Genomic DNA, 11,576 nt, shown 5'->3' with positions numbered 1-11,576 from the left:
TGAGGGCAGACGTGTGGGGGCTCAGAGCGCCGGGACCGGCGTGAAGCGGACCGGCAGCGCGGTCAGCCCGCGCAGCCACGGCGAGGGGCGGCGCGTCAGGGAGTCGGCGGGGACGGCCAGGTCGATGTCGGGGAGCCGGTCCAGGACGACCTCGATCCCGGTGCGCGCGATGACCTCGGCGACCTCCTGCGCGGGGAACGGGCAGCGGTGCTCGCCGTGCCCGAAGGAGAAGTGCGCGCTGTTGCCGCCGGTGAGGGTGGAGCCGTCGGTGCGGACCTGCGGATCGGAGTTGGCGCCCTGGAGGCCGAGCAGCAGCAGGTCGCCGGCCCGGACCCGGCGCCCGCCGAGCTGGGTGTCGCGGGACGCCCAGCGGCCGGCCACGTTCTGGGTGGGGGTGTCCTCCCACAGCACCTCGTTCATGGCGTCGGCGACGCTGTTGCGGCCGCCGAACAGGGAGGCCGCGAACCTGCTGTCGGTCAGCATCAGGCGCAGCGAGTTGCCGATCCAGTCGGCGGTGGGCTGGTGCCCGGCCGCCATCATCACCATCAGGTCCTGGGCGATCTCCTCGTCGGTGAACCCGCCGGGGTGGGCGAGCATCCGGGAGACGACGTCGTCGGCGGGCTCGGCATGCCGGTCGGCCAGGAGCTGGAACATCGAAGTGGCCAGGTGCGTCTGCCCGGCGATCGCCCGCTCCCGGCCGTCGATCATGTCGTTGAGGGCCGTGACCAGGCCGGGGCCCTCCTCGTCGGAGAAGCCGTAGAGCCGGGCCAGGACCCGCACCGGCAGCAGCATCGCGTAGTTGCCGATGATGTCGGTCTCGCCCTCGGCGCACACCGCGTCGATCAGTTCGTCGGCGAACCGCTCGGCGTAGCCGCGCAGTTCGGAGGGGCTCACCGCCTCCAGCGCCTCGCTGATCATCGCGGCCCGCTCGCGGTGGCGTTCGCCGACCGTGTACAGGATCGACGGCTGCTTGCGGCCGATCATCGGCAGCAGCGGCCAGTCGTCGGGGATGCGGTCCCACTGGTTCCACAGCTCCGAGTCCCGGCTGAACAGCACCGGATCACCGGTGACTTGATGCAGCTCGCGGTAGCCGAGCACCAGCCAGGCCGGGATGTCGCCGTCGAGCAGGACCGGCGTCACGGCACCGTGGTCGCGCCGCATCTCCCGGTACAGCCGCGCCGGTTCGGTCTGGAACCTGGGGCCGCTGAGGGGTATGGGGGCGGTCACCGGGTCAACTCCTGTTCTCTTGTGGAGGCTTGGCGGGCGTAGGTGTGCTTGACGTGCTCGACCAGGGTGATCAGCACCTGCTTGCCGGAGGCCCGGGAGCGGGCGTCGCAGTCGAGCAGCGGGACGTGCGGATCGAGGTCGAGGGCCTCGCGGATCTGGCTCGGGGCGTAGGTGGGGCCGCCGAAGTCGTTGCAGGCCACGATGAAGGGCGTGCCGTGGTGTTCGAGACGGTCGATGGCGTACCAGCTGTCGTCGATACGACGGGTGTCGACGAGGACGACCGCGCCGAGCGTCCCGGAGAACAACCGGTCCCACAGGAACCAGAACCGCTCCTGGCCGGGGGCGCCGAAGAGGTACAGCACATTGCGGGCGTCGAGCGTGATGCGGCCGAAGTCGAAGGCGACGGTGGTCGCCTTCTTGTCCCGGATCTCACTGATGTCGTCGATGTGCTCGCCGGCCCGGGTCATCGTCTCCTCGGTGTTGAGGGGACGTATCTCGCTGACCGAGCGGACGAGGGTGGTCTTGCCGACGCCGAAACCGCCGACGACGACGATCTTGAGGCCGTTGTCGGCGGTGGCACCCAGCGGGGTGCGGGCGGCGGAGGCCGGCTCGGAGGTCGTCTCGGAGCTTGCCTCAGAGGTTGCGGAGTCCAACGAGCACCTGTTCCAGGACGTCGGGATCGGGGACGGCGGCTTTCCTCGGGTGACGGGCGCTGACGCGGCCCGTCGCGAGGAGGTCGGCGAGCAGGATCTTGGTGATGCTCACGGGCAGCTTCAGCTCGGCGGCCAACTCCACCACCGCCATGGGCAGTTCCGTGAGCCTGAGGATCGCCGCGTGCTCCGACTGCATACCGGGCACCGGATCGCACTCGGCGACCACGAGGGTCACCAGGTCGAAGGGGCTGTCCGGGGTGGCGTGCGCGCGACCACCGGTGAGGGTGTAGAGGCGGTCGGGTGAGTCGTCCCTGCCGGGGCGGCTCATGACGTCCGGGGCTGCGCGGTCAGATGGGCGCCGAGCTGCTCGACGAGCTCGCTCATGTTGTGCCCGACGAGACCGGCGTCCGCGTCCTCGGTGGTGACGACGGCCAGATGAGCGCCCTCACCGGCCTCCACGATGAAGAGCACGCCACCGTAGAACTCGGTCATCGCCGACCGCACGCCTCCGGTGCCGTCCCCGAACTCCACGGACGCGCCCTGCGACAGGGCCTGGATGCCGGCGGCGATCGCGGCGAGCTGGTCGGCCTGGTCGACGGTGAGCTCCGGCGTCCGGCACAGCTTCAGCCCGTCCCGAGAGAGGACGAGCGCGTGCCGCGCGCCCGGGGTGCGCTCAAGGAGGCCCTCGATGAGCCAGGTGAGCTTCTCGTCGGCGGTGGTGGTGCCGGTCATGACGTGGGATCGCCTTCCGGGGTGGAGTGCTGGTGGGAGGGGGCGGGGGCTGGGTCGGGGGTGGTGGGACGGTCGTGGGGGTTCTGGGCGTCCTGGTCCTGGGTGGTGAGGGTGCCCTCGTCGGTGGTTGCGGGGTTGCTCTGGTCGGAGAGGGAGCCGCGAACCGCTTGGCGGAAGCTGCTGAAGCGGAGGGCGCGGGTGGGGGCGTCGTCCTTGGGGTCCGTGGTTCCGGCGGTTCCGGTGGTTCCCGCGGTTCCGGTGGTTCCGGCTGTGGTGGATCCGGCCGCGGTTGCTCTGGCTCCGGTCGCTCCGGCGGTCGCTCCGGTTCCCGTCGCTCCGGTTCCGGCTTCTTCGGCGGCACGCGCGCGTATCCGCTCCCGCTGCTCCCGCTCGGCCGCGGCGAGGGCGCGGCCCCTGCGGCGTTTGGGGAGTCCGTCGGGCAGACCCTCGGAGCGGCCTCCGGCACGGTCTCCGGGGCGGTCTTGGGTGGCGCCTTCAGGAGTGCCTCCGGGGCGGTCCTTGGACCATTCCGCGGGCAGGCTTTCGGACCGCTCGGTGGGCCGGTCGCCGAGGAGGGACGCCGCGCTGTGCTCGGGGGACTCGTGGGTGGGCACCGGATCGTGGTCCAGGGCCGTGCTCCTGTCCGGCGGCATGTCCGTCTCCAGTGCCGTCTTCGGCTCCAGTGCCGTCGGCGTCGGCGTCTGCGTCCGCGGCGCCGAAGAGGGGGCGGTCTGCGCCGGCGGCAGCGGCTCCGGCGGGCGGGCGGCGAGCTGTTCCGGTACGAGGATGTCCTGGGGCACGAGCATCAGGACGCCGGTGCCGCCGCGGGCGGACGGACGGAACGAGACCGTGAGGCCGTACTTGCGGGACAGCCGGCCCACGACCGCGAGGCCGAGCCGGGTGCCGGTGAGGCCGCCGAGTTCGGCGTCGTCGCCGGAGACGGCCTGCTCGGCGCGGCGGAGCTGGACCTCGCCCATCACCAGGCCGCTGTCCTCCACGGAGACGATGACACCGGCCGGGACCTCCTCGACGTAGACGTGGACCTCGGCGGTCGGCGGCGAGAAATTGGCGGCGTTGTCGAGGAGTTCGGCGAGGGCGTGCATCACGCCTTCGGCGGCGTGCCCGGCGACGGCGGCCTCGCAGGCGGAGTGCACGCGCACCCGCCGGTAGCCGCTGATGCGGCCCATCGCGCCGCGCAGGATCGACTCCATGGCGATGGGGCGGGCCCAACGGCGGCCGGAGCGGGCGCCGGTGAGGACGGCGACGGAGTCGGCGAGGCGGCCCGCCTGGGCGGTGCGGTGGTCGAGGTGCAGGAGGTCGGCGAGGACGTCCTCGTCGTCGTGCCGTTCCTCCATGGCGCGCAGGTCGGCGAGCATGCCGGTGGCGAGCGCCTGCATGCGGCTCGCCGCGTTGGCGGTGGCGGACAGGGCGGTGGCCCGCTCCTGCTCGGCCCGGCGGGCGCGCTCGGTCAGGCGGGCGTTCGCGGTGGAGAGGCGGGCCCGCTCCGCCTCCGACTCGGCGGTGAGGCGGGCGCGTTCCTCGGCGAGCTCGGCGGCGTGCCGGGCTCGTTCGCGGGTCAGCTCCTCGGTCAGCTGGACCCGCTCCTGGTCGAACTCCGCGCTCTGCCGGGCGCGGTCCTGCAGCAGCCGCCCGGCGTCGAGGGTGACGGCCTCCAGGCGGCGGCGGGTGATCCGGGCGCTGTGCAGGGCGTGGACGGCCACGGCGACGGCGACGGTCAGCAGCAGGGCGCCCGCACCGCTGCCGAGGGCGAGCGGGACGCGCACCGACTCCGGCGCCCGGGCCACCGCGACGGCGACCGCGAGCGCGGCGAGGACGGCGGTGAGCAGGGGGGCGGGCAGGAGGGTGCGGGCGGTGGGCCGTTCGCCGGGCAGGCTTGGGGCGGTCATGAGTCGGGTCCTCGGTCGGGGGCCGCTGTGTGTTCCTGGGCGAGAAGCGACACCTGTCGCTCAATAAGCGGTCACTATATGAGAGTTGGTGATCAAATTGGGAAGGTTCTGGAGGCGTTCACAGATTCCGGTGGGGCATGACGGCTCCGTCACGGCCACTGCTCCGTCACGGCCGTTGCTTCGTCACTGTCAGTGGTCGGATGCATGCTTGAGCCATGACGGATCTCGAGTCGGCGCTGCGGGCGGCCGTCCGGGGTGAGGTCGGGTTCGACGTCACGTCCCGGGCGCTGATGACCATGGACGCGTCCAACTACCGCCGGGTTCCGCTGGGGGCGGTGGCGCCCAGGGACGCGGACGACGTGGCGGCGGTGCTGGAGGTGTGCCGGGAGCGCGGCGTGCCCGTGGTGCCGCGCGGCGGCGGGACGTCGATCGCCGGGCAGGCCACCGGCACCGGCGTGGTGCTGGACTTCACCCGCCACATGAACCGCCTGGTCTCCCTCGACCCGGAGTCCCGCACGGCCGTCGTGCAGCCCGGCCTCGTCCTGGACCGCCTGCAGGACGCCGCCGCCCCGCACGGCCTGCGCTTCGGCCCCGACCCCTCCACGCACAGCCGCTGCACCCTCGGCGGAATGATCGGCAACAACTCGTGCGGCTCGCACTCGGTGGCCTGGGGCACGACCGCCGACAGCGTCCGCGAACTGGACGTGATCACCGCGCGCGGGCAGCGGCTGCGGCTCGGGCAGGACTGGGCCGGCGCCCCGGACGGCCTGCGCGACCTGGTGGCCGGCGACCTGGCCCGCCTGCGCACCGGCTTCCCCGAACTGCCCCGCCGCATCTCGGGGTACGCGCTGGACGCGCTGCTCCCGGAGAAGGGCGCCGACGTCGCCCGCGCGTTCTGCGGCAGCGAGGGCACCCTCGGGGTGCTGACGGAGGCGGTCGTACGGCTGGTGGAGGCGCCCCGCGCGCGTGCGCTGGCCGTCCTGGGATACGCGGACGAGGGCGCCGCCGCGGAGGCCGCCGCCGGGCTGCTGCCCCACCACCCCCTGACCGTGGAGGGCATGGCGGCCGACCTGGTGCCGTCGGCGGTCGCGCTGCCGCGGGGCGCGGCCTGGCTGTTCGTGGAGACGGGCGGCGACACCGAGGCCGAGGCACGCGCGCGTGCGGAGACGATCGTGCGGGCGGCGGAGGGCGTGGACGCGCTGGTGGTGACCGACCCGGCCGGGCAGCGGACGCTGTGGCGCATCCGGGAGGACGCCAGCGGCACCGCGACCCGCATGCCGGACGGCTCCGAGGCCTGGCCCGGCTGGGAGGACTGCGCGGTGCCGCCGCCCCGACTGGGCGCGTATCTGCGGGACTTCAGGCGGCTCCTCACCGATCACGGGCTGCGCGGGACGCCGTACGGCCACTTCGGCGACGGCTGCATCCACGTCCGCGTCGACTTCGACCTGCTCACCGACAAGGGCATCGCCCGTTTCCGCCGCTTCTCCGAGGAACTCGCCGACCTGGTCGTGGCGCACGGCGGTTCGCTGTCCGGGGAGCACGGCGACGGGCAGGCGCGGGCCGAGCTGCTGCCCCGGATGTACGGCGCGGAGCTGGTGTCCCTCTTCGAGCGCGCGAAGGCGGCCTGGGACCCCGACGACCTCCTCAACCCCGGCGTGCTGGTCCGCCCGGCGCCCCTGGACACCAACCTCCGCTTCTCCGTCCTCCCGCGCGAGCCGGTCGACGTGGCCTTCGGCTACCCCGCCGACGACGGCGACTTCTCGGCCGCGGTCCGCCGCTGCGTGGGGGTGGCGAAGTGCCGTACGACCTCCGTGACGGGAGCGGGCGTGATGTGCCCGTCCTTCCGCGCGACCGGCGAGGAGGCGCACTCCACGCGCGGCCGTGCCCGGCTGCTGCACGAGATGCTGGCGGGTGAGGTGGTGACCGACGGCTGGCGCTCCGAGGAGGTGCGCGAGGCGCTGGACCTGTGCCTGTCCTGCAAGGGCTGCCGTTCGGACTGCCCGGTCGAGGTGGACATGGCGACGTACAAGGCGGAGTTCCTCCACCACCACTACGCGGGCCGACGCCGGCCGGCCGCCCACTACGCGATGGGATGGCTGCCGGTGTGGCTGCGGGCGGTGGCGCGCACCCGCACGGCGAAGGTGGTCAACGCCCTGGCTGCCGTCAGGCCGTTGGCGTCGGCGGCGAGAAGGCTGGGCGGCATCGCGCCTGAGCGGCGGCTTCCACGGCTGGCGGAGCGGACGCTGACCCGCTGGTGGGCGCGACGGCCGGCACCGGCCGGCACGGGGCCGCGGGTGGTGCTGTGGCCGGACACCTTCACCGAACACCTGTCACCGCAGGTGGGTCAGGCGGCGGTCCGCGTCCTGGAGGCGGCCGGTCTGACCGTCCTGCTGCCGCCCACGCTCCGCCCGTCCCCCTCCTTCGCCCCGCTCACGGCCCGCCGCGGCCGGGTCTGCTGCGGGCTGACGTACGTCTCGACCGGCCAGCTCGACCGCGCCCGTACGGTCATGCGCCGCACCCTGGAGCTGATGACACCGGTGCTGGAGACCGACCTCCCGGTCGTCGTCCTGGAACCCAGCTGTGCGGCGGCCCTCCGCACGGACCTGCCGGAACTCCTCCACACCGACCCGCGCGCCGCCCGCCTGGCCTCCCGCGTCCTCACCTTCGCCGAGGCCCTGGAGCGCCTGGCCCCCGACTGGACACCCCCGCAGGTGAACCGCCCGGCGGTCGGCCAGACCCACTGCCACCAGCACGCGGTCCTGGGCGACACGCCCGACCGGCGGCTGCGCGCGGCGGCGGGTCTGGACGGCGAGCTGAGCGGCGGCTGCTGCGGCCTGGCGGGCAACTTCGGCTTTGAAAAAGGCCACTTCGAGGTGTCGCGTTCGTGCGCGGAGGAGCAGCTGCTGCCGTCGGTGCGGCAGGCGCCGGAAGGCGCGGTGGTCCTGGCCGACGGCTACTCCTGCCGCACACAGCTGGAGCAGCTGGCGGGGGTGCGGGGGCGGCATCTGGCGGAGGTGCTGGCGGAGCGGGTGGAGGAGGTGGAGGAGGGACGGCCGGTTATTCCGCAGGAATAGGCGCCCCCGCCTCCCACTCCTCCCGCAGCAACCCGAACAACACGCTGTCGTGCCGCTCGCCCCTCACCAGCACCGCACCCCGACGCCGGCCCTCCTCGCGGAAGCCCGCCTTGGTGAAGGCGCGTACGGCGCGGGTGTTGCCGCTCCAGGTGTCGAGCTGGACGCGGTGCAGCCCGAAGGCGCCGAACAGGTGCCCCACCAGCAGCCGCAGCGCGTCCGAGCCGTGCCCGTGCCCCCAGCGGTCGCGGTCGCCGATGGTGATGCCGACCGTGACCAGCCCTGCGTAGGGGTCGAGTTCGCGGTAGTCCGCCATGCCGATCACTGCGCCGTCGGCGAGGTCCTCGACCGTGAGGACGGCCTCCTCCCTCGGGTTCAGCCGCAGCATCGTCTCGAAGGCGAGACCGACGGCCTCCGCGGTGACCGGCCCGAACATCGGGTCGCCGCCGGTGGCCCAGTGCACCACCTCCGGGTCGTTGCGCCACCGCAGATGGTGCTCCGCATCCTCCGCGCGCAGCGCGCGGAGCCGTACCAACTCGCCTTCGATCATGGGCAGATCCTAGGTCGGCGGATGCTTACGGCGGACGGAATATGTGGTGTCCTGAGCCGCTCCGACCGGCACGACCTGACCTGGGCGCCCCTGAGCCCGAACTCATCGATGGGACCATGTTCCTGACTCATGCAGAAATGAAAACGGCGTACTCCGAACTCCCATGGAATGGGGTGGAGTTGGCCATGTGCATTACCGGGCCGTCGGACCGTCTGCAATACGCGGGAGTCGGCCCGCATTTCATGACCGGCTCATGGGAACCGGCGAACTCGCATGCGCATCTTCGGGGAAATGACAAACGAAAGCTCCCGCCGCCCCCTCCGCGTCCAGCCGGTCTCCCGCCCCGACCACCTCGCCTTCATCGCCTCCCGCCCCTCCGCCAGCCACACCCAGATCCCCGCCTGGGGCGAGGTGAAGCCGGACTGGCGGGCGGAGAGTCTGGGGTGGTTCGACGAGGAGGGGCGGCTGGTGGGGGCGGGGCTGGTGCTGTACCGGCCGGTGCCGAAGCTGAAGAAGTACCTGGCCTATCTGCCCGAGGGGCCGATCGTCGACTGGTACGACCCCGAACTCGCGGAGCGCTGGCTGGAGCCGATGCTCGCCCACCTGAAACGGCAGGGCGCGTTCTCGGTGAAGATGGGGCCGCCCGTGGTCGTGCGCCGCTGGAGCGCCGACGCCGTGAAGGCCGCGATCGCCGACCCGGCCGCCCGGCGGCTCAGGGACGCCGAGGCGACCTCGTACGAACCGCGTGCCTTCGACGTCGCCGACCGGCTGCGGCGGGCGGGCTGGCAGCAGACGGAGCCGGGCGGTGAGGACGGCTTCGCCGCCGGACAGCCCCGGTACGTCTTCCAAGTGCCCTTCGCGGGGCGGTCGTTGGACGACATCCACCGCGGCCTCAACCAGCAGTGGCGGCGCAACATCAAGAAGGCCGAGAAGGCGGGGGTGGAGGTCGTCCGGGGCGGCCCCGAGGACCTTCCGGCGTTCTACGCCCTCTACACCGAGACCGCCGCACGCGACCGCTTCATCCCGCGGCCCCTCGCCTACTTCCAGCGCATGTGGACCGTACTGAACGCCGAGCACCCCGACCGTATGCGCCTCTACCTCGCCCGCCACGACGGCGGCGTCCTCGCCGCGGCCACGATGCTCACGGTCGGCGAGCACGTCTGGTACTCCTACGGCGCCTCCACCGCCCACAAGCGCGAGGTCCAGCCCAACAACGCCATGCAGTGGCGGATGATGACCGACGCCCACGAGCTGGGTGCCGCCGTCTACGACCTGCGCGGCATCACCGACACCCTGGAGGAGTCCAACCACCTCCTCGGGCTGCTCCGCTTCAAGGTCGGCACGGGCGGCCAGGCCATCGAGTACCTGGGGGAGTGGGACTTCCCGTTGAACCGGCTGCTGCACAAGGCGCTGGACCTGTACATGGCGCGGCGCTGAGCCTGCCCAGACGGGTGACAGTGGCAAAAGGGGTTCACGTACCTGACGGAGTCTATTACTCTGGACTTGACAGTACATCGAGATGAACGAATCGCGCATCGAATCCCTGGAAGGCCCCGTGACCACCCCCAGCACTGCCGCCTCGCCCTCGGCGACCCCGGCTGCCCAGACCCCCGCCGCCCAGCCGCCGGCAGGCACCCCGCACCGCCGACGCTCCCTCGGCTCCATCGGCCTGGTGCTGTCCGCGGGCATCTCCGTGCAGTTCGGCGGCGCCCTCGCGGCGAGCCTGATGCCGCGCGCCGGGGCGCTCGGCGTGGTGACGCTGCGGCTGGTGGCGGCGGCGATCGTGCTGCTGGTCGTGTGCCGGCCGCGGGTGCGCGGGCACAGCCGCGCGGACTGGGCCACGGTGATTGTCTTCGGCCTCACGATGGCCGGGATGAACGGCCTCTTCTACCAGTCCATCGCCCGCATCCCGCTCGGCCCCGCCGTCGCCCTGGAGGTGCTCGGCCCGCTGGCCCTCTCGGTCCTCGCCTCCCGCCGGGCGATCAACCTGCTGTGGGCCGGGCTGGCCCTCGCCGGTGTCGTCCTGCTCAGCGGCGGCGGCTTCGGCAGCCTCGACGTCGCGGGCGTCCTCTTCGCCCTGGGTGCCGGCGCCATGTGGGCGGCGTACATCGTCTTCAGCGCCCGTACCGGCCGACGCTTCCCGCAGGCCGACGGGCTCGCCCTCGCCATGGCGGTCGCGGCGCTGGTGTTCCTGCCGCTCGGGATCGCCGAGTCCGGCAGCAAGCTCCTCGACCCCACGACCATCGCCCTGGGCTCGGCGGTGGCCGTCCTCTCCTCGGTCCTGCCCTACACACTGGAGCTCATCGCCCTGCGCCGGCTGCCCGCCTCCACCTTCGCCATCCTCATGAGCCTGGAACCGGCCATCGCCGCCACCGCCGGCTTCCTCGTCCTGAGCCAGGCCCTGTCCGCCACCGAGGCCGTCGCCATCGCCCTGGTCATCGCGGCCAGCATGGGTGTGGTGCTGACGCAGACGGGGCGGGGGAAGGCGGCGGTGGCGGTGCCGCAAGAGCTCTGAACCGCGGGTCAGCCCGGGGCCGCCGCGTCCCGCGCGTCCCCCGGCAGTTCCGGAGCGCGCACCAGCCGCAGGAAGGCCCGCACGCCCGCGATGATCTCCTGGTTGTCGGTGAGCCGGTCCACCGTGGCCTCGAACTCCCGGCCCAGTGCGGCGACCTTCCGATCCGCCTCCTCCGCCCGCTCGTACGCGCTCATGGCCAGCGCGTCCACGGTCCGGCGCAGCTCGGCGAGGGCCCGGTACTGTTCCTCCGCCTTCTCCTCCAGCACCCGTGTCCCGGCCTCGGCGCGGTCCAGGCGGGCGTTGAGTTCGACGACGTCGTCCCGCGGATACGTGACGTCCTTGAGCAGGGCGCCCAGGCGCCGCCGGAGCTGGCCGAACCAGGCGCCGGCCGGCCGGAAGAACGTACTGAGCAGGAAGAACGCGGCGAACCAGTAGCCGGTGAAGGCGCCCGTCGCCCAGGTGACCGCGACGACGGCCGCCGCCGTGACCACATGGCCCGCGACCGCCGTCCGCAGCATCGCGCGGGCGATGCGCCTGGCCTCGGCGTCCCGCGCCGGGGAGATCTCCAGGCCCTTCTCCCGGCTCACCGCGATCTCGGCGAGCACGGCATGCGCCCGGAAGTGGAGATTCCACGGCACGGTCAGCAGGAGCATCAGCCACAGCAGGCTCAGCACCCCCGCCCCGGCCCCGAACACCACGTCCGCGGGCGCCCCCGCCAGATAGGCGACGACCAGCGCCACCCCGGCCGCGACCACGGCCCCGACCCCCGCCAGAAACCTGCCCATGCCCGCCTCCAGGCCTCGTCCCCGCCCTGGTGGCCATGGTCCCCGTGTCGCCGTGCCGTGGCATGAGTAGCCGTACTCAGAAGAAAACAATGCAAGCACGCTTGCTTGTTTCTGGGCCCGCTGCCATGCTCCCCCC

At 72.9% G+C, this 11,576-nt stretch carries 10 protein-coding genes; 3 read left to right on the top strand and 7 right to left on the bottom strand.

From position 1 onward, the window contains the following. Positions 1-21: 21 nt before the first annotated feature. Genes DI272_RS20695 through DI272_RS20675 form a run of 5 tightly spaced genes read right to left on the bottom strand, consistent with a single transcriptional unit; the run spans position 22 to position 4,519 of the window. Positions 22-1,227: a cytochrome P450 gene (locus DI272_RS20695; RefSeq protein WP_109496802.1), complete on the bottom strand. Its 1,206-nt coding sequence runs from the start codon at positions 1,225-1,227 to the stop codon at positions 22-24. Continuing rightward, positions 1,224-1,880 carry an ATP/GTP-binding protein gene (locus tag DI272_RS20690; protein WP_109496801.1) on the bottom strand — a complete coding sequence of 219 codons (657 nt, stop codon included), beginning with the start codon at positions 1,878-1,880 and terminating at the stop codon, positions 1,224-1,226. Before DI272_RS20690 ends, DI272_RS20695 begins: the two co-directional genes overlap by 4 nt. Next, on the bottom strand, positions 1,861-2,208 hold the full coding sequence (locus DI272_RS20685; RefSeq protein ID WP_109496800.1) for a DUF742 domain-containing protein: 348 nt from the start codon (positions 2,206-2,208) through the stop codon (positions 1,861-1,863). The genes DI272_RS20690 and DI272_RS20685 overlap by 20 nt, the downstream gene beginning before the upstream one ends. Further along, positions 2,205-2,612, bottom strand: coding sequence for a roadblock/LC7 domain-containing protein (locus DI272_RS20680; RefSeq protein WP_079306837.1), 408 nt, complete (start codon positions 2,610-2,612; stop codon positions 2,205-2,207). Before DI272_RS20680 ends, DI272_RS20685 begins: the two co-directional genes overlap by 4 nt. Continuing rightward, positions 2,609-4,519 (bottom strand): sensor histidine kinase KdpD, encoded by a 1,911-nt coding sequence (locus tag DI272_RS20675; protein WP_109496799.1) that lies wholly within the window; start codon positions 4,517-4,519, stop codon positions 2,609-2,611. Before DI272_RS20675 ends, DI272_RS20680 begins: the two co-directional genes overlap by 4 nt. Positions 4,520-4,734: 215 nt before the next feature. Between DI272_RS20675 and DI272_RS20670 the strand changes: the two genes are divergently transcribed. Next, positions 4,735-7,593, top strand: a complete 2,859-nt coding sequence (locus DI272_RS20670; protein ID WP_109496798.1) for an FAD-binding and (Fe-S)-binding domain-containing protein — start codon at positions 4,735-4,737, stop codon at positions 7,591-7,593. Here the strand turns inward: DI272_RS20670 and DI272_RS20665 are convergent. After that, positions 7,577-8,140, bottom strand: coding sequence for a GNAT family N-acetyltransferase (locus DI272_RS20665; RefSeq protein ID WP_109496797.1), 564 nt, complete (start codon positions 8,138-8,140; stop codon positions 7,577-7,579). The two genes, DI272_RS20670 and DI272_RS20665, sit on opposite strands and share 17 nt — an antisense overlap. Before the next feature lie 291 nt (positions 8,141-8,431). Between DI272_RS20665 and DI272_RS20660 the strand changes: the two genes are divergently transcribed. Further along, positions 8,432-9,577, top strand: coding sequence for a peptidoglycan bridge formation glycyltransferase FemA/FemB family protein (locus DI272_RS20660; protein WP_109500947.1), 1,146 nt, complete (start codon positions 8,432-8,434; stop codon positions 9,575-9,577). A gap of 118 nt (positions 9,578-9,695) precedes the next feature. Further along, positions 9,696-10,655, top strand: coding sequence for a DMT family transporter (locus tag DI272_RS20655; protein WP_109500946.1), 960 nt, complete (start codon positions 9,696-9,698; stop codon positions 10,653-10,655). An 8-nt stretch (positions 10,656-10,663) separates the two neighbouring features. On the opposite strand, the gene DI272_RS20650 is transcribed toward DI272_RS20655, so the two are convergent. Beyond that, positions 10,664-11,440 carry a hypothetical protein gene (locus DI272_RS20650; RefSeq protein WP_109496796.1) on the bottom strand — a complete coding sequence of 259 codons (777 nt, stop codon included), beginning with the start codon at positions 11,438-11,440 and terminating at the stop codon, positions 10,664-10,666. Between the last annotated feature and the right edge of the window lie 136 nt (positions 11,441-11,576).

The organism is Streptomyces sp. Act143 (assembly GCF_003143935.1).
Taxonomy (GTDB): Bacteria; Actinomycetota; Actinomycetes; order Streptomycetales; family Streptomycetaceae; genus Streptomyces.
This window is presented reverse-complemented; position numbering and strand designations above follow the sequence as displayed.

Excerpts from the sequence above, each read along its gene's own strand:
- DI272_RS20680 (WP_079306837.1), bottom strand. The coding sequence starts at position 2,612 with ATGACCGGCACCACCACCGCCGACGAGAAGCTCACCTGGCTCATCGAG.
- DI272_RS20685 (WP_109496800.1), bottom strand. The coding sequence starts at position 2,208 with ATGAGCCGCCCCGGCAGGGACGACTCACCCGACCGCCTCTACACCCTC.
- DI272_RS20665 (WP_109496797.1), bottom strand. The coding sequence starts at position 8,140 with ATGATCGAAGGCGAGTTGGTACGGCTCCGCGCGCTGCGCGCGGAGGAT.
- DI272_RS20675 (WP_109496799.1), bottom strand. The coding sequence starts at position 4,519 with ATGACCGCCCCAAGCCTGCCCGGCGAACGGCCCACCGCCCGCACCCTC.
- DI272_RS20670 (WP_109496798.1), top strand. The coding sequence starts at position 4,735 with ATGACGGATCTCGAGTCGGCGCTGCGGGCGGCCGTCCGGGGTGAGGTC.
- DI272_RS20660 (WP_109500947.1), top strand. The coding sequence starts at position 8,432 with ATGACAAACGAAAGCTCCCGCCGCCCCCTCCGCGTCCAGCCGGTCTCC.
- DI272_RS20650 (WP_109496796.1), bottom strand. The coding sequence starts at position 11,440 with ATGGGCAGGTTTCTGGCGGGGGTCGGGGCCGTGGTCGCGGCCGGGGTG.